Genomic DNA, 20,904 nt, shown 5'->3' on the forward strand with positions numbered 1-20,904 from the left:
CCCACTGGTCGAACACATTCTCAATGACATCCGGCTCAATGTCACGGCATTGATCGGTAATTCATCCGCATTAAAATCGATCCGCCCGGAAAAATACGTGACCGCGCAATTCGGCCTGCCGACCGTGAAAGACATCCTGCACGAACTGGAAAAACCCGGCCGCGATCCGCGCGCGACGTTCAAAACCGCAACGTTCAAGGAAGGCGTCGAAACACTGCAAGACCTACACCCCGGCATGGTGCTCGAGGGTGTGGTCACCAACGTCGCCGCGTTCGGTGCATTCATCGACATCGGTGTGCACCAAGATGGCTTGGTGCACATCTCGGCATTGGCGGATAAATTCGTCAAAAACCCGCACAGCGTTGTCAAGGTGGGTCAGGTGGTCACCGTCAAGGTGGTGGAAATCGATGAAAAACGCAAACGGATCGCGTTGACGATGCGGTTGGGTGGAGATCGACTGTAGAATATCGCACAATCATAAGACAACAGCTCTGCCGAAGATTGCCAGCGACACCACGCTAAATGTTGATCAGCAAGTCAAGGGTTAATTTCTTGGTTCGCGACCAGTTCTTCGAAATACTTACTTCGAGCATTTATTAAGATTTTTTATCAGGTATCTTAAATCCCAGATAGGCGCCTGCGCTAAGTCCTTGCAGTGCAAGTAAGGTAGGACTAAATTCAGGCATTGCCAGGGTTTCCCAAACCGAGTAAATATAAATGATGCCGAGAATAAGTGTCCAAATAACAATTTGAATACGATGAAGGGCGGCATCGCCATCCAGATCGTTCAGTATGTCCTTTGAAAATCCCTGACTCGGGTTATTTTCGATGATTCTCAGAATCTTTTCCTTCATCTGTACTTGATTATGTTGCAATGCGCTCAGCATTCTTTCTTTATATTTCTTTTGATCGTAATTTAAAGTCGAATTCTGCTGAAGCTCTTGCTCAACACCTTTTGCTTCTTCTTGCATTCCAATCAGCTTTTGCTCCAGATCAATTCGCTTTAACTGAGAATCCTCTGAAATATCAATTGCTACTGAACCTAATGCAGCGCCGGTACCAATCCCGATTAATGCAAGCGCGCTATCACTGATCGCATCCAATGCGCCAGTCGTTACCCAAATTGAAACATAAGAAATGGTTACAAGTACAAACCAGAAAGCCATTTGACAGCGTGCCAGACTCCAAGGCTTGGTGCCTGATTGCGGCTTAGGCCCGATATCAGATAACGCTTCTTTCAGTGCTCCTCGGAGAGGTCGATATACCCAGGTAAATATGAAAATTATTATTAAAAAAATAAAAAAAATCCAAAATTTGATTGGATTTACCTGTTCGAACACTACATAAAACGTTTTTTCTTCCTTATGTTCAAAGGGAACCCACTTCGAGCCATCATCCAATCCAATTGCGACATCTACCGGCCTAGTAAAAAAACCAGGCTCTGGCGGGTTATTTTCTACAGCTTTAAATATATTTGATACATTTTTCCAGTTTGGAACTGGAGCGCCAAGCAAGCTGGCCCAATTTTGCTTGATCTCGGCACTGGCATCATATTTGAGAACAAATTCGACCGCACCGACTGGGTTGTTTCTTTCTAAATTAATTATAGATGTAGAAGAAAGTTCACTTATTTTCATTCCATTAAAATAAAGAGCGATATTTCTTTTACAATTGGATTGTGCTGAGCATTCGTTTTTCGCATCTATTAGTGTCTGGAGATTGCGCACCTCCAATCGCAATCTGTCATTGATTCCTATTTGAAGCTTAAGAAACCTCCTACCTTCTTCATCTTCCTTTACTTCCGCTTTTTTAGCCTCCTGACCCATCAATGAAATTGAAATATTCTCAATTTTTATCTCGGGACTCGCTGTCTGTGTATCGCCAGCTGCTCGCACATTCGCACCGCAAACCAGAAAAAATAAAAATAAGAAAAATAATCCCTGATGAATTCGCTTCTCAAAAGAAAACATTTTTATCTCCCTATTATGCGTAAACTTGCAACCTGAACATCAGCGATGCAATGGTTTATAATAACTATATATAAACAAGTGCCTAGTATTTGTTAACTGTATATTCGATTGGGGATAAATTAGCCAATAGCTTATTCACCTCTTTTCAAAGAAGTTATCACATACTCTCCCGTCATCATTTGGGTTGTACTCTTTGCAAACCGATCTAAATGCTTCATTGAGCTCACTTCTAATTGCATTTATTGCCTTCTCATTAACTTGAATCTTTTCAGATAAATCATCATATTTTCCTGGTTGATTCGGAGTGGAGGCGGATAGATAATTTATTTGTTTTAGAATTTTCTCGACAGTTAAGTTAATTGCTTCAGTGCTGCTTTGATAATTCTTTGCTAAAGAAATATCCTGTTGCAATTTATCATTGATTAACTTGATTGTTTCTGCAATATGCGAATCAGTATTGAAGTTAGGAGCTTGATTCAATGGTGTTGGTGGCGGTATTTTATAAGCATTAACTGCCGCCATTCCAATTGTCGTGGCTACACTTGCGCTTAATAACGTAGGAATAGAAAAAAAAGAACTTGCTCCACCAGCACCACTACCCATGGCATTATCAATAATCTTATTAATAAGTTTTTCTGCAAAGCTAATTTCAGATTTTTCAGATTTTTCAGATTTTTCAGATTTATTTAGCAACAAGCTTAGTATCATGCCGGATAGTCCAAGAACAAATGCAATATTGAATATTAAAGCAAGGCTCTTAAGGGCAATTTCTTGATATTCACCTACTTTCCATGGTAGTACGAGGTTTTCCAATATGTGACGATTATCTATTAGAATTAAAGCAAAATAACTAAAAGCAGTTAATAGGATTAATGTAAATAATGAATTAAATTTATTGACTTTCAGACCCTTTTCTGTTTCTTGTTGGCTAGTTTCTTTGTCGATTGACTCGTTTATAGAGGAGTTTTTTTCATTATTACTCATAATTGTTGATCATTATTAAAATGGTTCGCAGATTCAGACCGTCTCATTTGCGATAGTGATCCATACTTCTTCTTGTGCAAGACAAGGACATATCAGTTTCTCAATTCTTTCCAGAGCATCGGCACTGTGTGATACAAGATCTTCTGAAACAGCAGTTTCAGGAAGAAGACAACCCTCTGTCTCTTTACTTCTATTTCCTTTATGAATTCTGATTCCTTCATAACCCGGTACATTGAGGAGACGTAATGTCTCTTTCTTGAACCGGTTTGACATATCCCAAATAATTCTGTACCTACCAGTCGGAATTGCGGTAGCTCCAGCCACTTTCCATTGAGAAACGGGTTTCCCGGAAATTTCACGCATTCTGTCTTCAAGAACGTAGCAGACATGCTCACCTTGTTCGCTCAATAACTCACCGATGGTACTTTCGTCGGTAAAAATCCGCCTTTTAAGAGTTAGCTCCATCACCCATTCCTTCTTTTTATACTAAATCAGGAATTTCACGTTGCCCGATGTTATACGCTTCAGTAAAGCGCTCAATGCCATGACTGCCGCCGTTGACAAGCTTCCGGGCTGCGCGTAAGTCGCCTTCCAAAAGCTCTTTCTTAATTTGAAGCTCTTTATCTTTTAAAAAAGCAGCAAGAATTCTGGCAGCGATTTCAGAGTCATTGGCAAGATCAGGGGTTTCTATCAGTTTGTTCCCCAATCCGATTTTTTCACCTATCGCTTTATAGTTATGACGCCCAGTCAACTGTATGAAACCGCGGCCTTTGAACTTCTCTCCATCCGGTTTTCCAGTATTCCCCAAGTCTTCGCGGTTATCATACAAATCGAAAGGGTGTCCATTAGGCGATGTATTGTATTTCGACTTATATTCGTTAATCGGCTCAAAACCAGCAGTCTCAGCGCGGATTGTCGCCAAAGCCATTAGAACCATTGGCTTGTCACCTAAATCCGAAGCCACTAACTCATCCAATACCGGCGGCAGATGCTTTTTAATATTACCGATCGGTGCATCCGGAAACATATGAGAAACACGCTCCACCGTGACCTCGGCGATACTGAGTGGGCGACCCGGCTCTATCGGTATCTCCGGTAAATTCAGTGCCGCAAGCGTCCGCCTTCCAGCAATACCATCCGCCAGTAAACTTTTACTCAGTTGAAAAGCGCGAACAGCAGCTTCCGTGCCGCCACCGTATTCACCATCCTGATCACCTGGGTTAAAACCTACTTCAAGTAAGCGCTTTTGCAACACCTTAACTTCATTGCCTGTAGAACCTCTTTTTAGAGTTATCATAACTTTCCTTTCGTAATATTCTCAGGTCATTCAAAGGCTTTGTGAGAATTACTATTGCCCCACCAAAGTACTAGCATCGAACTTTTCTAGTCAAAAAAACACCTAAATTTTCTTATCTATTCTTCATAAGTTATTATCCATCCGGATGGTTGGTCATCTTTTCGCTCTATTTTTGTAATTTTTTTATATTTTGAGACCCCTAACAATTGTTCACCAAGTACTTCATTTGGTACTTTTTCACCCGTAGTATCATCTGGTAGAAATATTGTCTTTGTTGCCATTTCAACCCTCCTGTTTAGTCAGAACTTGTAAGATATAAATACACAGCTTCCTGAATTTCTGGGCTATTTCTAATCATCATATCAAGCCGTTGTTTTAATAACTTCATTGACTGTAACTCAGCTTTCAATTGATCGATCTTCTCATCCCTTGGTTTTGCATCAATAGTTTTGACTGATGTATTGGTTATAGCCCCATCAACCCGCTCAATACTATCGGTAAGTTCAAACCAATACTGTCGAAACCGTTCAAATCCTTTACTTTCTCCAATAATTGCACCTTCCTTTTTGTTAATACTAAGCAATGTATCTGATTCTAAATGCCAGTAGTTATACTCGTAATTCGAAGGAACATTTTCACCCAGCCTGTCCAGTTGAGTGAGTAGAGCTTTAGCTTTCTCTGTGGTATTTCTTTTAAGATATTTGTTGGTCTGATCTAATACAATAAAACGAGTTACACCTATATCACCTTGTAGAAAACGTGGCAGCAATTTAGGATCTAGGCGTTTAAGCATTGCAGTACGAACATCTTTTTGAAGTGCAAGTGCGGAAGCCGCTTTTCCAGTTGCAAAATATTGAATCCATTTTAAGCCGGTATCTGTGGGAACTCCGGTTGTGAACTCTGAATCAATTGTGGCAATTAAAGACGGAGCACTAACATATTTCTTATTGTCGTTATCAAATCTAGCAACTGGTGCGATTGCGATTTCTTTTCGCTTATAACCAAAATGAAATTCGTCAGGGAATTGCGCATTCATTCCTGTCCATACGAGACGCATTCCAACACCAGTTGAAGTTCCAAAGAATACTGGTTTTACGTCATTTTTCTGAAGAGATCCAAACTTCAATTCCGGTTCTTCCTTAACTTCAATTTTAGATGACAACACATCAACAATCTGATCGCATGTTTGGAATCCTCCCTGTGCATTTAAAGCAGAGCAAGGGTTTTCCGAAGCAAAAAGAATCGCCATGATATGAGCCGCATCACCGGTGGCAAAAGTTTGACTCACATTCCCAGAAAATAGCGCTTTGCTTTCAGGACGGAAACTTGAAAGAACAGGCGGAGGCTGGCCTCCCTCAAATACAGGACTGATCGTTCCCTCAAATCGATTAATACCTATATCTGCTGTTGGTGGGTGTGTATCAACATCAACTCCAAAATTTGATTTTGTAACAAACAAAATTGAGTTGTAACCAATCGCACAACCACTTAGTAAACAACTAAACGCAAGAATTAAACTTATAGTGCATCGATTCATGATGTATTCCTCATTTCTGAAGATTGAGTAGATATTGAGGGAAATATGTACCAGCGCGAATACTAAAGAGATCATCTGTTGGCCATTCAAGGCGAACAGCAGAATCATCAGTTATCTGTACTGATTTTAAAGATTGCCAGCCTAATGAAACATGTTTCCCACCAGGTGAACTCCCAAATGAGATACCGATTGTGTCAAGACCAAATACTTTCGAACGTATATTTTCATGTGATGAATTAATACGCATTTTCATATGCCCAAATCCAATTATGTGCTGTGTATCCGTTTTAGTATCATGGTATAGAATTGCGCAACCACTCATAAAATAAACAACAATAATAATAGGGAATGCAGAGCGCATATCAGGATCTCAACATATAATAAATAAAAACAATTATTTAATAATTTTTATCTTTTTTGGAATAAACCTTAATCCTGAGTGCACTATCGTTAAACTTCGATCACTGGAATGCGTGCTGACAAAACCGCCCCATGTTTTTTGTGTCGTTAGATAACTGGTTTCATTCTCAAAATAACGCAGCTTTGTGAAACCTATATCATTAATTGCACAACCAGTAACTTGCATGAACAAGAGGCAAATGAGCAAATACTGTTTTTTAGCCATGAATACACACAAGTTAAACTCAATCGGATTGTCACAAATTCGTCATTTTAATAATTACTTTTATACAACAAGACAAGTGCAATAAAAATAACCCAATTGAGTCATTTTGAATGGATCGATACCAAGAGCGATAACAGAAAGATGCAGTTATGCCAATTTCACCAGCATTTCGCTGCGTGTCGAAACACCCAGTTTGCTGTATATATTTTTGATATGGTTGCGTACGGTGTGATAACTGAGACAAATCTCCTCAGCGATTTCCTTGGGAGAGTTACCTTGGTAAATCAGTGTGGCAATTTCAAGTTCGCGGTTGGTTAGGCCGGTTCTATCTAATCGATTGAAGATTTTTCCAATTTTGTTGGCAACACGGGATACTTGCAGAAAATAAATATCCTGTTGATTAGCAGTGTTCGAGCGAATTAAAGTCAGCTTGATCTCATAGAGGCGTTTACCCAATTTCGACAGAAAGCTGTGCCAGCCGGTTTGAATACTTTGAGTGGATTGAATAAGGGCCAATGCCGTCGAAAGAAATGTGTGCTTTTCCCGTTCAATAATCCGGGCAAAAGTTTCGCTCTGAAAAAGGATTGCGCCATCATTCCGGATAACCGTGATCGATTCGGTATTATCGGACCAAAATTTAAGCGTAGCGGGATGCGTGCTTTCTTCGCGGTATATAATAAAACGCAACGTCCGTAGCAAGACCGGGCGGAGTAATTCCATCAATTCGGTATCGCGTTGATTGAATATAGTCACCTGCGAATCGAGCCGGCAAAAATAAAACTGGCACGACAGTTGTTGATGGTCACCAAAAAACGAGAGCAGGCTACAGCTGTGATGCAATCTTTGCCATGATGGATCAAATGAACGCTGCGAAAAGTTTACATCGTTCGAACAGGGTATCGAGCTGCCTTCAAATACCATTAATGATGATGCAGTCGTAGAGTTTTTCAGAGTGGCGCTCGGTGCTCTTTGCAAGATAGTATCGAGAAACTGCTTCCAGCCGTGCTGACAACACGTAGATTGATTAATGCTACCCAGTAACTGCATGGAGCCGTATGTACCCATGCGTCGCCCATAGAATGCACAATTACAAGCAATCAAAGGCAGCAATGCAGTTTGCAGCACTTGATTGAATTCATTCCTTGTTTGGCAGTTATTCAACCAACTGATGATCGCCGAGGTAATCTGATAATCCTTACCGGTCAGTACATTTTGAACAGTTTCTTTATTCATGCTCATCGCTCACTTTCCAGTACTCATTCATTACCAAGTTATCAAAATCAAGCGATCAGTAATATACCCTACCGGCAATCTGGATATTGTGCGTTTTATCACAAAGAACATCTTAGTTTTATCACGGGCGTCAGTGCTCTGAATGTACCAATTCCCAAAGTGATTAATCCCATTATTAATTGAACAAAAAACACTCCGTTTTTTTAATGCATGCCACAGAAACTACTTCATTGTTTCTACGTAACTTCAATGACGATTACTTGAAGAAACAGAACAAAAAAATATGGAAATTTTGAACAGAACGCTTACAAGTGTTCGCGGCGCAGAAGGTGGAATTCAAATTTAAATGAATCAGTGACCATCGAAGTGGTAGAAAACGAATAATTGCAAAGGGAACGATTACAGCGATGATAAACCGACCGCTACTACTTGGAGATGTTTTAACGACAGCTACAGGATGACATGCTGAAGAAACAAACTGTTGCCAATTATTGTTCCAGTTATTGCTCACAAAGAATATCTCACGGATATAACACACTGGATTAATTGACAAAATATCACTTGCAATTAACCTACCGCAAGCATACCATGCAATCGAAACCGGGCTTCAATAATTACCAGTTTCGGCAGGTTTTCCGTCTTTCGATTAATGGGAGAATAATATGAAAGCAATGAACTCTTTTAAACATGCAATCGCAGCAAGCTTTATTTCTATCGGCGCGTCTATGGGTATAGTGTCTCTCGCAAGTGCAGCACCAACCGTCATCGGTTTTGAAGATTTTGGACCAGTCGGTATCAGTGGTCCTACGGTCACGAATCAATATCCCGGCGTGTTATTTTCATCCACCGGCTCAAACGTCAATATCGTCAGCACTCAGCCCGGTATCGGTGATGGCGATAATTTTTTATGTACCGGCAGCCCCGGCATCAATTGCACGGGTGAGACGATTCTAACTTTTGACAACCCGGTATCCGGCGTGTCTTTCCTGGCGGTTGGCAGCAATAATTCCGGTGTTCAGGCACTGGTAGACGTATTTGTGAATGGTGCTTTTGCCGCAACTAACAATATCACGGTCAGCGGTATATTCAACACCCCGGATTTGGTCGATCTTTCCGCGTTTAATAACGTAACATCGATCCGTATTCACGATATTACCGATGGCGGCGGTTTGGGTTGGGATAATTTCACCTTCACCTCTGCCGTACCGGAACCGGAAACTTATGCGATGTTGCTGCTGGGCTTAGGTCTGTTGGGATTCGTGGCAAATCGTAAAAAAGCGATTGCTGTTTAATTCCGGATTTTTCATCCAGTCCATCACGGGAGCTTAGGCTCCCGTTTTTATTTGGCGAATTGCCCCGACAACGCGGCTGGGAGACAATGCGGATGCATATATCCAATCAAAAGGAGACACTTCATGGGAACGAAAAAATTCGAAGGACTGGAACGCAAAGCCTATCTGCAAATCCGTAACAGCATTCAAACCGGTGATATTTTCTTTGCTTCCGGCAATTATCCGATGAGTCGGATCATCGAACACTTTTCCGATTCGATGTTCAGTCATGTCGGTTTCGTGTTCACTTGGAACGATCGTGTGCTATTGCTGGAGAGCGTCGAAGACGACGGCGTACGCATGGTGCCGTTGAGCCACTATCTGAGCGATTACGAGAATACCGGCAGTTCCTATAACGGCCGGCTTTTTCTCGGACGACACAACGCCTCGTTCGATACCGGGACCATCAATCGCATGCTCGGCAAAGCCGCCGATACGCTGAACAAAAAATACGACAAAGACGAAATTACTAAAATCATTGCACGCATCACCATCGGCCTCGGCAAGCATGGCGATAACGGCGCCTATATCTGCTCCGAATTCGTTGACATCTGCTTTCGCGAAATCGGTATTGTCTTCCCACGCGATTCCAAAGGATTCATCTTTCCCGAACATATCGCGGCGGATGCCAATGTTGAAGCATTGTTTGAGATCGTGGCTTGAAAAACGCACCATACCTCAAAATTGGTTTGCAAGAAAATCAAATGATTTGAAGAGCAGGACAAAATTGGTGCATTTACCCTAAAGAAACAGGCAAGCTCTCCTATTTACAAAATATATGATCTCGCTATCATAAAGTTGGGTATAATCCCACGCTCACAGAGCTCCTAACCATCTGATAATTAGCCAGAAAATAAATTGCAAAAGGGTTTCTGTGAATAAATTAAAAATCAACAACTAAACAGTAACTCTTAAAGGATTTTATAAAAATGCGTATTTTATCTACTCTAACATTGCTGGCTCTGACGAGTGCGCCGGTTGCTGCGGCGCCAATCGTTGATTTCGACTTTGCCAACCTCAAATACAGCGGTGGCATTAACACCGGATTCCTGCCAACCGATGGTATTGCATGCAGCGGTGGCGATTTGTGCAGTTCCAACATTGCATCGTCATTGAGCGGCGACCTGACCTTTACCAACGGCGGATTGACCGTGCACGCCAAAGGTTCGTACGACGGCAGCACTTATGGTTCAAAAGCAGCTGTCGTTCAAGATCACGAGAACGGTTATAACGGCAAGCTCTCGGGAGCTGATGCAATCGGCGCAGGCTTAGGTGTTTATCACAAGAAAGACGATACCAGTGACGATAACGTCACCTCGAAAGAAGCCATTTGGCTGCATTTCGATCAAGCCGTCGAATTGTTTTCCGTTGGTTTCCGTGCTGAAGGACATAACACCACTGGTTGGATTTCCAATGCAACTTTCCAGTATAGCTTCGATAATTCAACCTGGTCCACAGGGTTGTTGCCTCAAAACGTCGGTCAATTCGCTTTGATTCACGCCGGTCAGGATTTCTACTTTAAATTCGGTGGCGCTCATGCGGATCAATTCTACATTAGCTCCCTAACGGTGATGCCCATTCCTGAACCGGAAACATACGCGATGCTGCTGGCGGGTTTAGGCTTGATCGGATTCAACTTACGCCGCAGAAAATAATCCAGTTCGCACCCTAACGGCTGTACTAGAATCACACCAATCCCTCGTTGCATTACAAAACATAATGCAACGAGGGATTTTGTTTTGATCATTCAAGCATCCGCTAATTATTTCCTGGCGCTGTTACGATGTACCAGAGAGTACAACACCGGCACCACCAATAACGACAGTAACGATTGCGACAACGTGCTGCCAATCATCACGGTCGCCAGCGTGCGTTGCACTTCAGCGCCGGTGCTCGTGCTAAGCGCCATCGGCAGAAAGCCGAGCGATTCGACCCACGTGGTAATCAGCACCGGGCGCAGCCGCAGCAATGAACCGGTACGGATCGCTTGCTCCAGCGGCAATCCTTGCTGCCGCAGGTCGCGAATGAATGACAACAACACCAGACCATCCAGCACCGCCACGCCGGACATGGCGATGAAACCAACACCGGCGGAAATCGACAGCGGAATATCGCGCAACCACAGGGCGATAATACCGCCCGTGATCGCCAGCGGTACCGCACTGAACACCAGCAGGCTGTCACGAAAACTGCCAAGCATGGTATAGAGTAGAAAAAACACCAATCCAAGTGCCAAAGGAATAACGATCTTCAAGCGATCCGCCGCCATCAGCAGCTGTTCGAATTGCCCGCCCCACGATAACCAATATCCAGCAGGGATTTTGACTTGCTGCTCGATGTGTTTTTCCGCTTCCATCACGAAAGAGCCGATGTCACGGCCCCGCACATTGGCGGTAACGACTACGCGGCGCTTACCGTTCTCGCGACTGATTTGATTGGGACCTTTGATAATGTTCAGATCGGCAACCTCTTCCAACGCAACATAAACCGGCATTGCCACACCAGGGGCATTCGGCGCGCCTGTAGGATTCAATACCGGCAGTTTGATCGGCAGCCGCTTGAGCGTTTCGATATCGCCGCGAAGCTGCTCCGGCAGCCGCACTTGCAGCTCGAAACGCCGGTCGCCTTCAAAAATTAAACCGGTAGTTCTACCGCCGATAGCGATATTGATCGCGTCTTGCACATCACTGCCGTTAAGCCCGTAGCGCGCCATTTTTTCCCGGTTCATTTGCACCGACAATACCGGCAAACCGGTAATCTGCTCGATACGCACATCCGCTGCACCGGGCACCGTCTTGACGATTCTTTCGATTTGCTCGGCCACCGCCAGCATCACGTCAAGATCGTCGCCGAATACTTTGATCCCAACATCCGCACGCACACCGGATATCAGTTCATTAAAACGCATTTCGATCGGCTGCGTGAATTCAAAATTGTTTCCCGGTATCTTCCGCACCGCTTGATCCATCGCAGCGATCAATTCTTCCTTGTTGCGATACTTACCCGACCACTCGGATTGCGGCTTGATGATGATAAAAATATCCGCAACGCTTGGCGGCATCGGATCGGTGGCGATTTCCGCCGTACCGATCTTGGAAAACACCCGGCTGACTTCGGTAAACTGCTTGATAGTCTGTTCCAGCTCATTTTGCATGTCGATCGCCGTACTCAGGCTGGTGCCCGGTATGCGCAGGGCATGCAGCGCGATGTCTTCTTCATCGAGGTTGGGAACGAATTCGCTGCCCATGCGCGTGGTCAGTAATAGCGAAAGAATCACAATGACCACTGCGATAGTAACGATCAATCCTTTGTTATTCAGCGAGAAATCCAGCGCGGGAGCGTAAATGGTTTTGGCCCATTGCACCGCAGTGCCCTCTTTTTCCATCATTTTACCGGACAGAAACATCGCCACCGCCGCCGGCACAAACGTGACTGACAAAAATACCGCACCGAGCAGCGCCAGTAACACCGTGAATGCCATCGGATGAAACATTTTGCCTTCCACGCCGGACAATGCAAACACCGGTAAATACACCACCATGATAATCATTTGTCCGAACAATAAGGCGCGCCGCACTTCTTTGGAAGCGTCGAAAACAATTTCGAAACGTTCATCTGGTGTCAATTGCCGTTGTAACCGTTGCTGCTCCAGCGATAAGCGGCGGATACAATTCTCGACGATAATGACGGCGCCATCGACGATGATGCCGAAATCAAGCGCACCCAAGCTCAATAGGTTGGCACTGACATTACTGGCGACCATACCGCTGATGGTAAACAGCATCGATAGCGGAATAATCAATGCCGTGATCAATGCCGCGCGCAGATTACCGAGCGAAATGAATAGCACCACGATTACCAACGCCGCCCCTTCCAGCAAATTATTGGAAACCGTGCTGATGGTTTTATCGACCAGCGTGGTGCGATCATAAACCGCAGTCGCCGTTACTCCTGCGGGAAGGCTGCGATTGATTTCTATTAGTTTCTCAGCGGCTGCTTGCGATACGATACGGCTGTTTTCCCCCATCAGCATGAATGCCGTGCCCAATACGACTTCGTGACCGTTCTGGGTGGCGGCGCCCGTGCGTAATTCCTTGCCGATCAGTACATCGGCGACGTTTTTTACACGGATCGGCACGCCTTGATTGCTGCCGAGTATGATCTCGCCGATTTCGACCAGATTCGCCACTTGCCCCGGTACTCTGACCAAATACTGTTCGCCGCTTTTTTCGATATAACCGGCGCCGACATTGAGATTGTTGCGTTCCAGCGCAAGTACCAGATCCTGCAAAGTTAAACCAACCGCCAGCAATTTCTCCGGATACGGTGCAACATGATATTGCTTCACGTAACCACCCACCGAGTTGACTTCGGTCACTCCCTTCACCATACGCATGCGCGGCTTGATGACCCAGTCTTGCAATTCGCGCAAATCCATTGATGTGTAGGGTGTGCCATCGGGCTTGCGCGCTTCCGGATCAGCGTCAACGGTCCACATGAAAATTTCACCCAGACCGGTGGAAATCGGCCCCATGGTCGGTACTACGCCTGCTGGCAAGCGGCTTCTAACCTCCTGAATACGCTGACTAACGAGCTGCCGCACCTGATAAATGTCCGTGCCGTCTTTAAAAATCACTGTCACTTGCGATAAGCCATAGCGCGACAAAGAACGGGTGTACTCGAGATCGGGTAATCCGGACATCGCCATCTCAATCGGAAAAGTAATCCGTTGTTCCGCCTCCAACGGCGAATAACCCGCTGCGGTAGTATTGATTTGCACTTGCACGTTGGTGATATCGGGCACGGCATCGATCGGCAATTTCAAGTAGTTATAGATGCCAAAACCGGCCATCGCCGCGACTGCCACCAATATCAAGCCACGCTGATAAATCGATAGTTTCAATAAGCGTTCAAACATGACGGCTCCTTGTGCAACGTATTGATCGCTCAATGGTCATGACTGGCTCCCTCTTTATCCATGTCCGCCTTGATCGCGAAACTATTGCCGGATGCATACTGCTCCCCTGCCGCAAATCCCTCTAATACTTCCACCATGTGGCCATCACTACGCCCCAATTCCAGCGGACGCGCTTCAAAATAATTACCATAACGTCCAAACACGACAGTCCAGTCGCGATACGTTTGCACCGCTTGCGCTGCCACTGCGACGGGTACTTCCAATTCGTCAGAAACCAACTCGACATTGACAAACATGCCGGGATGCCAGCGACCGTCGGGATTTTCCAGAATCACCCGGGCGGTAGCGGTACGTGTCTGGCCGCCGATCAGCGTGGTAATGTACGTAACCAGGCCTTCACCTTCGACATCGTAAGCCGTCGCTTTCACGCGCGCTTTTTGTCCTGTTCTGACGATGCTCAGATCCTTCGGGTAAACCGTCACGGCAGTCCAAACATTGGACATATTTGCCACGGTAAAAATTGGCATGTCGTCCTTGAATACCGCGCCCAGCGCGACTGTTCTCGACAAAATGAGACCGGAAATCGGCGCACGCACTTCATAGCGCGTCAGGTCTTTGGCACGCAAAGCCGGTTCGGGCTTTACGCCCAAAGCGCGCAATTTCTCCGCTGCCAGATCGGAAGCAATCCGAGCTTCGCTAAACGTCAATTCCGCCGCCAAGAAATCCTGCTTGGCGGAAATTTTTTCCTGCCACAATTGTTTTTCACGTTCATATACCGTTTTGGCAAGCGCTAAGCGACGCTGCGCGGCCAGATATTGGCTTTGCAAATCGGCCAGCATCTGACTCTCGATCACCGCCATCACCTCGCCTTTTTTCACGGATTGTCCGGCTTCGAAATTCACTGCAGCGACTATTCCCGGTAAACGCGGCACGACTTGCACAACGCTGTCCGGATTAACCACAATTTCTCCCGGCAATTTTAATGTTGAACGGATCACCGCCGGTCCTGCAGTCAAAATCTCGACACCGATCGAACCCAGCACGTTATCCGTCATTTCCAACCGCGCTTCGACTTGGCTGTAACCCCAGCGGAATATTTGGCCGTTACGCTCGGCAGTAATCGCCAGATCAAATGAATGCGGTTCTTCCACGACTTGATCGCCCAACAGATAATCCGCCTCAGGTACAAACTTGAAAAGCTGAACAGGCGCACCAAGCCGCGTCAAGCTGATGGAAACACTCGCTGCAGCCGGCGGCAACGGTTGGCCCTTGTCATATAAATAAATCCGGAACTGCGGCGGCACACCTTTTTCAAAAATCGTTAATTCCACCGTGAAACCGTTTTCAGTAAACAATTTACCGCCTCTCGGCCCGGTTTCCCGAACAGATTCCGTTGATTCTCCTTGGCTATCGATGCTCCCATCGGTCGCTGTCAATGCCGATGGTTTCTCCAGCGTCAGAATCAATATCGCCAGTACCACACCCATTACGATGACGATTAACGTCGGCATCCATCGTGCTTTATTCATCATATTGTCCTTTCTCATTATGGTAGCTCCGGTAATGGCCGCTTGGCTTCGCTTCCCGGTTTGACACTTTCGATCGGCGCCGCTATCAATCGCTCGATATCATTGACCAAGCGTTGATAATTCGCCAGAGCACGCACATAAAGCACTTGATTCTGGAACAACACCCGTTGCGCATCGAGTAACTCCAATAAACCGAATTTGCCAAGTTCGTAGCCTCTGCGCATGACATTAAAAGCGCTTTTGGCGCCTGGCAAAATTTCATCGTGCAAGATATTGATTTCATTCCACGCGGCCGACATTGCTTCATACGACAACGCCAGTTCCGTCTTCAAACGCAACTCCGTCGCTTGCTGTTCATCCTCGGCTTTGCCGATCCGGTGATAGGCATCTTTCAAATTACCTTGGTTTCGATCGAATAACGGCAACGGAATCATCACGCTTGCCACTGCCGTTGTGCCCCCCAATTGCGCGTGATGCACCACCCCGGCATTCAACGTCAGATTCGGGATACGGCGTGTTTCTTCGACTTTGAGCAAAGCTTTGCGATGTTCGATATTCTTTAATGCGCGTAGCGCCATTGGATTATCCAGTATGCGCTGCTGCAATAATTCAAAATCCGGTGGTGGAATCGTGATTTCCAAAACACCCAGTGCTTTACCAAACTGCGGGTTGGCGCTGTCCCACATCAACGCCAGCCGCTTACGCGCTGAAACCAAGTCCCGATACGCTTGTTCGTATTCTATGTTGGTTGACGATAACCCGACTTTAGCGCGCGTTTCTTCGATTGGCGGTACTTTACCCGCTTGAACTCTTCGCACGACGGTATCAAAAACTGTTTGCGCCAGTTGCCGGGTTTCTTCAGCTAACCTGAACCGCTCCTGGCCAGCCAGTACCTCGGTAAATAAATTCGCTACCCGCGCCATGATTTCGATACGCCTCGATTCGTAATCCTTCGCAGCCAATTCCTCGCTTAACAACGCGGCATCGACTCGGGCTGCACGCTTACCGCCGAGTTCGATTAACTGACCTATCCGGATCGTTGTCAGCTGTTGAACCACTTCCTGCGAAACCGAATCGGGCGAGTTGATGTCGCCGCTCAATTTCTTTATGTTTCCGGGGTTTTCCACATTTGCCGTAAGTTCCGGATTACGGAATAGCCCGGCTTGCAACGTCACGCCTTCGAGCGCTTTCATTTCCTTGGCAAAGGCGGCCAATTCCGGATTGAGCGTCAATGCCAAGTTAATCGCATCGCGCAACGTCAGGTCACCGGCATCATGCACCGGATTCGCCGTTAATCGTTCGTTCGGGTTGTCTGATGCGATGCTAAAAGTGTCAGCCGCCGCTTCAATCCGGAACGGTAAGAACACGATCAGGATAAAGCATAGCCACAAAACCCGCAGTCCGGGTGCAACCCGCCACGTGGAATTCAGGTCGCTCAATTTCATGAAATTCTCCCACAGAGCTATAACATTTTTAAAACACGCTCTTACTCAGAGCCATGCTGAATGATTTCGCCGCTGATTCGAAACTTGCAATCAGCGTGTCAACATCCAGAAAGACTTTAGCTTGCAGAAACGGTGCGAGGGGGGCGAAGCGGTAAATCCGGAACTACTTCGGGAATCGTCTCAGAAATAAAAGCAGTCATTATTTCGGTAATTTTCTGAGCCGGCACTGAAGGTAAGGAATTAAAGAAAAAAGGCTGATATTGCCCGGCGGAATGTAAACATAGATGCGTTGCCGCATCCAGTTCGGTGCCGTCCCAGGAAGCATTGTTACGATGCATTTCCAAATGTGTCGCAGGGTCGGCGGAAAGTGCATGACGGATATGATCCAACTCATGCGCGAAAACTTCACCTCGGAACGACAAGCTGAGTCCGTTCGTCAATATGCTGACAATTAGCATAACGATTACCGGATAAGCTACATGTTTCCTCATGAATGTCTCAATTAAAGATTAGTGAAAAACCACTTTGACATAATCATTTCATATTATGCCAAGCTTTGCAATTTACAAGTAACCCAAAAAAACACCTTTTTTTGATGCATATCAAATAATCCGCACTCCTTCCGCCATCAGCATATTCACTAAAGCGATTAATGGCAATCCGATCAGCCCGGTCGGATCATCCCCCGTCATTTTTTCGATCAATGCGATACCCAGCCCTTCTGATTTCGCGCTACCGGCGCACTGGTACGGCTGTTCAGTTCGCAGATAATGATCGATTTGCTGATCACTTAATTGCCGGTATTTCACATGATATGGCGTGATGTGGCTTTGCGCCGAATTCGTGGCACTGTTCAAAAGATAAAGCGCCGTATAAAAGATTACTTCCTTACCTTGAATCAAACGCAGTTGCTCGATTGCATTAACGTGATTCAGTGGTTTTCCCAGATGCTTGTCACCCAATGCGGCGACTTGATCGGAAGCGATAATCAATGCTTGCGGATAGATATTGGCCACTGCACGCGCTTTCGCTTCAGCCAAACGACCAGCGGTTTGCTCGGGTAACTCATTGGCAAGTGGCGTTTCATCAACCTGTGGATTGCATATTTCAAAGGGTATCCGTAACCGTTGCAGCAATTCTTTTCGATAAATCGAACCGGATCCCAGTATTATTTTTGAAGTAATTTGTTGTGTTTCCAAAATTTCCTGCTGTAATTTTTGACACTTACGATTAAAAACTATAACATGCGCGCCTTATGTCCGTAAGGTTTGTTATTGACCCACTCGATTTTGTAAGTAATGCGGGTAATCGCCATGATAAAATCCCGCTGGCCGAGCTTACGCGCTTGCATGACTTGCTGTTCGATATGGAAGGAGAAATAACCTACCATATTGACGGACGGCTTGACCAAAATGAGAAACCGGGTTTGCAGCTGCGGGTTAACGGCAAAATGCATCTTCGCTGCCAGCGTTGTCTCGACAAATTAGTTCATACCGTCAACCTTGAAACATTCCTGCTTCTTGCAAAAAATGAATTTGAACTGAGTCAGGCGGACGAGGATGACAGTGTGGATGCAATCTTAGCGACACCCGGACTGGATGTTGTTGATTTAGTAGAAGAAGAAGTCCTACTCAGTTTATCCATCTCATCGCGTCACGCCGAAAATGAATGCAGTACATTAAAATTAAAATCGACCGATAACAACGATCCACCCGGCAATCCACAATCAGCACATCCTTTTGCGGCATTGACGACATTAAAAAAAACAAATTAGTTTAAGGAGTAACTCACATGGCTGTTCAACAAAATAAGAAATCCCCATCTAAACGCGGCATGCATCGCTCGCATGATTTTCTGACCAACCCGCCATTAGCCTTGGAGCCCAGTACCGGAGAAGTTCATTTACGTCACCATATCAGCCCCAATGGATATTATCGTGGCAAAAAAGTGATTAAAACCAAAAACGACTAAACTCTCTCTCTTGCTACAAACCATATTGAAATATAGCTTTTCTGAGTCTCAAGAGCACCGAAATTGGATATCACTGTAGCAATAGATTGTATGGGCGGTGACCATGGTCCACACGTTACCGTGCCATCCGCGCTTGATTATTTGCAGCAGGATCCTGAAGCCAATATCATTCTCGTCGGAATTCCCGACGCCATCGAAGCCGAGTTAAAAGCTGCCAAAGTAGACTTTGGCCCCAGAATTCGCCTGCATCCGGCAAGTGAAGTTGTCAATATGGACGAATCGCCAGCAACGGCATTACGTGGCAAAAAAGATTCGTCCATGCGTGTAGCTATCAATCTCGTTAAAACCGGCGAAGCCCAAGCATGCATTAGCGCCGGCAATACAGGCGCACTGCTGGCGACCTCCCGGTTCGTATTAAAAACAATTCCTGGTGTCGATCGCCCTGCACTCGCGGTTATTTTACCTACCATCACCGGACATACCTATGTTCTGGATTTAGGCGCGAATGTCGACTGCACTGCCGAGCATCTGTTTCAATTTGGTATCATGGGCGCTTCCCTGGTATCCTCGGTGGAAAATATAACATCCCCTAGCGTCGGTCTGCTCAATATTGGAGAAGAAGAAATCAAAGGCAACGAGATCGTAAAGCAAGCTGCAGAGTTACTGCGCCGCAGTGGTCTTAATTTTTATGGAAATGTTGAAGGCACGGATATTTACAAAGGAACGACCGATGTCGTGGTTTGTGATGGCTTTGTCGGCAATATCACTTTAAAAACTTCGGAAGGTTTGGCGCAAATGCTCGCAACTTACCTGCGCGAAGAATTCAAACGGAATCTTTTGACAAAGTTTGCCGGTATTATCGCAATGCCCGTCATCAAATCTTTTAAACGGCGAGTCGATCATCGGCGCTATAATGGTGCCAGTTTTTTAGGTTTACGCGGCATCGTCATCAAAAGCCATGGATCTGCGGATAAATACGCTTTCAGTTTTGCAATCAAACGCGCCGCCGATGAAGTGCGCGGCGGCATGTTGCGGCGTATTAGCGAACGGGTCGCAGAGTTTTCCCGTCACTCTCAATCCACATCTAATTAAAATTGGTTTGATAAATGTATTCAAGAATCACAGGCACTGGTAGTTACTTACCGGAAAAAATCCTTACCAATTTTGATCTGGAACGCATGGTCGATACCAGTGATGAATGGATACGAACCCGCACTGGCATCACGCAACGTCATATTGCGCGTGAAGATCAGGTTGCCAGTGACTTGGCGCTGTATGCTTGTCAAAAAGCCATGCAAGCCGCCGGTATCAGTAGTACGGATATCGATTTAATTATCGTCGCCACGACGACGCCGGACATGATCTTTCCGAGCACTGCTTGCATCCTGCAAAACAAACTGGGTATTGAAAATTGCCCGGCATTCGATGTGCAGGCGGTTTGCAGCGGTTTTGTTTATGCATTGGCAACCGCCGACATGTTTGTCAGTTCCGGAAAATGCCGCAATGCCTTGGTGGTAGGCAGCGAAATTTACTCCAAAATACTCGACTGGAACGATCGCAACACCTGTGTTCTGTTCGGCGATGGCGCCGGAGCGGTCGTTCTGTCACAAAGCGATCACCCCGGCATTTTATCAAGCCATCTTCACGCCAGCGGCAGCCATAGCAACATTTTGTCGGCGCCGGGCTGCATCAGCGGTGGAAGAGTTCAAGGTAATCCTTACATCAATATGGAGGGGAATGCCGTTTTTAAATTTGCCGTCAAGGTACTCGAAGAAGTCGTACAAGAAGCGGTCGAGAAAAATAATCTGCAATCGACCGACATTGATTGGCTTATTCCGCATCAAGCGAATATTAGAATAATACAGTCGACCGCCAGGAAGTTAGGCTTGCCGATGGATAAAGTCGTTGTGTCGGTGGATAAACATGGCAATACTTCCGCAGCCTCAATTCCGTTGGCATTGGATATCGCAGTGCGTGATGGACGCATCCAGCCGGATCAATTGCTGTTACTTGAAGGTGTCGGAGGCGGTTTTACATGGGGAGCGGTGCTGCTGCGCTGGTAAT

Annotated in this window: 22 protein-coding genes; 8 read left to right on the plus strand and 14 right to left on the minus strand. The window is 45.8% G+C overall.

Annotated elements, in window-relative coordinates:
* A partial coding sequence (locus tag KF839_RS06885; protein WP_292917107.1) for a S1 RNA-binding domain-containing protein occupies positions 1-463 on the plus strand: 463 nt, incomplete at its 5' end.
* Positions 464-596: 133 nt separating this feature from the next.
* On the opposite strand, the gene KF839_RS06890 is transcribed toward KF839_RS06885, so the two are convergent.
* From KF839_RS06890 to KF839_RS06930, 9 genes are all read right to left on the minus strand, one after another.
* On the minus strand, positions 597-1,970 hold the full coding sequence (locus KF839_RS06890; protein ID WP_292917108.1) for a hypothetical protein: 1,374 nt from the start codon (positions 1,968-1,970) through the stop codon (positions 597-599).
* A gap of 135 nt (positions 1,971-2,105) precedes the next feature.
* Entirely contained in the window at positions 2,106-2,954 is an 849-nt protein-coding gene (locus tag KF839_RS06895) for a hypothetical protein (protein WP_292917109.1), read from the minus strand.
* 33 nt (positions 2,955-2,987) lie between these two features.
* A complete protein-coding gene (locus tag KF839_RS06900; RefSeq protein ID WP_292917110.1) occupies positions 2,988-3,419 on the minus strand; it encodes a DUF5675 family protein in 432 nt (143 codons plus the stop codon).
* Between the two features lie 16 nt (positions 3,420-3,435).
* Positions 3,436-4,251, minus strand: a complete 816-nt coding sequence (locus tag KF839_RS06905; RefSeq protein WP_292917111.1) for a peptidoglycan-binding protein — start codon at positions 4,249-4,251, stop codon at positions 3,436-3,438.
* Between the two features lie 116 nt (positions 4,252-4,367).
* Positions 4,368-4,532: a hypothetical protein gene (locus tag KF839_RS06910; protein WP_292917112.1), complete on the minus strand. Its 165-nt coding sequence runs from the start codon at positions 4,530-4,532 to the stop codon at positions 4,368-4,370.
* Positions 4,533-4,546: 14 nt separating this feature from the next.
* On the minus strand, positions 4,547-5,788 hold the full coding sequence (locus tag KF839_RS06915) for a hypothetical protein (protein WP_292917113.1): 1,242 nt from the start codon (positions 5,786-5,788) through the stop codon (positions 4,547-4,549).
* Between the two features lie 10 nt (positions 5,789-5,798).
* A complete protein-coding gene (locus tag KF839_RS06920; RefSeq protein ID WP_292917114.1) occupies positions 5,799-6,149 on the minus strand; it encodes a hypothetical protein in 351 nt (116 codons plus the stop codon).
* Between the two features lie 33 nt (positions 6,150-6,182).
* Complete coding sequence (locus KF839_RS06925) at positions 6,183-6,413, minus strand: hypothetical protein (protein WP_292917115.1); 231 nt, start codon at positions 6,411-6,413, stop codon at positions 6,183-6,185.
* A gap of 147 nt (positions 6,414-6,560) precedes the next feature.
* On the minus strand, positions 6,561-7,652 hold the full coding sequence (locus KF839_RS06930) for a helix-turn-helix transcriptional regulator (protein ID WP_292917116.1): 1,092 nt from the start codon (positions 7,650-7,652) through the stop codon (positions 6,561-6,563).
* A 656-nt stretch (positions 7,653-8,308) separates the two neighbouring features.
* Between KF839_RS06930 and KF839_RS06935 the strand changes: the two genes are divergently transcribed.
* The 3 genes from KF839_RS06935 to KF839_RS06945 all read left to right on the plus strand — a co-directional run bounded on the left by KF839_RS06935 (position 8,309) and on the right by KF839_RS06945 (position 10,632).
* Positions 8,309-8,938, plus strand: a complete 630-nt coding sequence (locus KF839_RS06935) for a PEP-CTERM sorting domain-containing protein (RefSeq protein ID WP_292917117.1) — start codon at positions 8,309-8,311, stop codon at positions 8,936-8,938.
* A 123-nt stretch (positions 8,939-9,061) separates the two neighbouring features.
* On the plus strand, positions 9,062-9,640 hold the full coding sequence (locus KF839_RS06940) for a YiiX/YebB-like N1pC/P60 family cysteine hydrolase (protein WP_292917118.1): 579 nt from the start codon (positions 9,062-9,064) through the stop codon (positions 9,638-9,640).
* A 266-nt stretch (positions 9,641-9,906) separates the two neighbouring features.
* Positions 9,907-10,632 (plus strand): PEP-CTERM sorting domain-containing protein, encoded by a 726-nt coding sequence (locus KF839_RS06945; RefSeq protein ID WP_292917119.1) that lies wholly within the window; start codon positions 9,907-9,909, stop codon positions 10,630-10,632.
* A 107-nt stretch (positions 10,633-10,739) separates the two neighbouring features.
* Here KF839_RS06945 and KF839_RS06950 read toward each other — a convergent pair whose 3' ends face one another.
* The 5 genes from KF839_RS06950 to KF839_RS06970 all read right to left on the minus strand — a co-directional run bounded on the left by KF839_RS06950 (position 10,740) and on the right by KF839_RS06970 (position 18,068).
* Positions 10,740-13,895 (minus strand): efflux RND transporter permease subunit, encoded by a 3,156-nt coding sequence (locus KF839_RS06950; RefSeq protein ID WP_292917120.1) that lies wholly within the window; start codon positions 13,893-13,895, stop codon positions 10,740-10,742.
* Positions 13,896-13,924: 29 nt separating this feature from the next.
* On the minus strand, positions 13,925-15,442 hold the full coding sequence (locus tag KF839_RS06955; protein ID WP_292917121.1) for an efflux RND transporter periplasmic adaptor subunit: 1,518 nt from the start codon (positions 15,440-15,442) through the stop codon (positions 13,925-13,927).
* Positions 15,442-16,869: a TolC family protein gene (locus KF839_RS06960; protein WP_292917122.1), complete on the minus strand. Its 1,428-nt coding sequence runs from the start codon at positions 16,867-16,869 to the stop codon at positions 15,442-15,444. Before KF839_RS06960 ends, KF839_RS06955 begins: the two co-directional genes overlap by 1 nt.
* Before the next feature lie 116 nt (positions 16,870-16,985).
* Positions 16,986-17,360 carry a hypothetical protein gene (locus tag KF839_RS06965; RefSeq protein WP_292917123.1) on the minus strand — a complete coding sequence of 125 codons (375 nt, stop codon included), beginning with the start codon at positions 17,358-17,360 and terminating at the stop codon, positions 16,986-16,988.
* A gap of 111 nt (positions 17,361-17,471) precedes the next feature.
* Positions 17,472-18,068: a Maf family protein gene (locus tag KF839_RS06970; RefSeq protein ID WP_292917124.1), complete on the minus strand. Its 597-nt coding sequence runs from the start codon at positions 18,066-18,068 to the stop codon at positions 17,472-17,474.
* Between the two features lie 56 nt (positions 18,069-18,124).
* Between KF839_RS06970 and KF839_RS06975 the strand changes: the two genes are divergently transcribed.
* From KF839_RS06975 to KF839_RS06990, 4 genes are all read left to right on the plus strand, one after another.
* Positions 18,125-18,643, plus strand: coding sequence for a YceD family protein (locus KF839_RS06975; RefSeq protein ID WP_292917125.1), 519 nt, complete (start codon positions 18,125-18,127; stop codon positions 18,641-18,643).
* 17 nt (positions 18,644-18,660) lie between these two features.
* Entirely contained in the window at positions 18,661-18,840 is a 180-nt protein-coding gene (gene rpmF / locus KF839_RS06980; RefSeq protein ID WP_292917126.1) for a 50S ribosomal protein L32, read from the plus strand.
* A gap of 63 nt (positions 18,841-18,903) precedes the next feature.
* The gene (plsX, locus tag KF839_RS06985) at positions 18,904-19,932 is read left to right on the plus strand and encodes a phosphate acyltransferase PlsX (RefSeq protein WP_292917127.1); all 1,029 of its coding nucleotides are present in this window, start codon (positions 18,904-18,906) and stop codon (positions 19,930-19,932) included.
* A gap of 14 nt (positions 19,933-19,946) precedes the next feature.
* Entirely contained in the window at positions 19,947-20,903 is a 957-nt protein-coding gene (locus KF839_RS06990) for a beta-ketoacyl-ACP synthase III (protein ID WP_292917128.1), read from the plus strand.
* The last annotated feature ends 1 nt before the right edge of the window (position 20,904 follow it).

Origin of the sequence: Nitrosomonas sp., from assembly GCF_019635155.1 — a bacterium.
GTDB lineage: Bacteria > Pseudomonadota > Gammaproteobacteria > Burkholderiales > Nitrosomonadaceae > Nitrosomonas.

Bases quoted from the DNA above. Each gene is read 5' to 3' on its own strand.
- KF839_RS06890 (WP_292917108.1), bottom strand. From the start codon at position 1,970: ATGTTTTCTTTTGAGAAGCGAATTCATCAGGGATTATTTTTCTTATTT.
- KF839_RS06895 (WP_292917109.1), bottom strand. From the start codon at position 2,954: ATGAGTAATAATGAAAAAAACTCCTCTATAAACGAGTCAATCGACAAA.
- KF839_RS06900 (WP_292917110.1), bottom strand. From the start codon at position 3,419: ATGGAGCTAACTCTTAAAAGGCGGATTTTTACCGACGAAAGTACCATC.
- KF839_RS06905 (WP_292917111.1), bottom strand. From the start codon at position 4,251: ATGATAACTCTAAAAAGAGGTTCTACAGGCAATGAAGTTAAGGTGTTG.
- KF839_RS06910 (WP_292917112.1), bottom strand. From the start codon at position 4,532: ATGGCAACAAAGACAATATTTCTACCAGATGATACTACGGGTGAAAAA.
- KF839_RS06915 (WP_292917113.1), bottom strand. From the start codon at position 5,788: ATGAATCGATGCACTATAAGTTTAATTCTTGCGTTTAGTTGTTTACTA.
- KF839_RS06920 (WP_292917114.1), bottom strand. From the start codon at position 6,149: ATGCGCTCTGCATTCCCTATTATTATTGTTGTTTATTTTATGAGTGGT.
- KF839_RS06925 (WP_292917115.1), bottom strand. From the start codon at position 6,413: ATGGCTAAAAAACAGTATTTGCTCATTTGCCTCTTGTTCATGCAAGTT.
- KF839_RS06930 (WP_292917116.1), bottom strand. From the start codon at position 7,652: ATGAGCATGAATAAAGAAACTGTTCAAAATGTACTGACCGGTAAGGAT.
- KF839_RS06935 (WP_292917117.1), top strand. From the start codon at position 8,309: ATGAAAGCAATGAACTCTTTTAAACATGCAATCGCAGCAAGCTTTATT.
- KF839_RS06940 (WP_292917118.1), top strand. From the start codon at position 9,062: ATGGGAACGAAAAAATTCGAAGGACTGGAACGCAAAGCCTATCTGCAA.
- KF839_RS06945 (WP_292917119.1), top strand. From the start codon at position 9,907: ATGCGTATTTTATCTACTCTAACATTGCTGGCTCTGACGAGTGCGCCG.
- KF839_RS06950 (WP_292917120.1), bottom strand. From the start codon at position 13,895: ATGTTTGAACGCTTATTGAAACTATCGATTTATCAGCGTGGCTTGATA.
- KF839_RS06955 (WP_292917121.1), bottom strand. From the start codon at position 15,442: ATGAGAAAGGACAATATGATGAATAAAGCACGATGGATGCCGACGTTA.
- KF839_RS06960 (WP_292917122.1), bottom strand. From the start codon at position 16,869: ATGAAATTGAGCGACCTGAATTCCACGTGGCGGGTTGCACCCGGACTG.
- KF839_RS06965 (WP_292917123.1), bottom strand. From the start codon at position 17,360: ATGAGGAAACATGTAGCTTATCCGGTAATCGTTATGCTAATTGTCAGC.
- KF839_RS06975 (WP_292917125.1), top strand. From the start codon at position 18,125: ATGTCCGTAAGGTTTGTTATTGACCCACTCGATTTTGTAAGTAATGCG.
- rpmF (WP_292917126.1), top strand. From the start codon at position 18,661: ATGGCTGTTCAACAAAATAAGAAATCCCCATCTAAACGCGGCATGCAT.
- KF839_RS06990 (WP_292917128.1), top strand. From the start codon at position 19,947: ATGTATTCAAGAATCACAGGCACTGGTAGTTACTTACCGGAAAAAATC.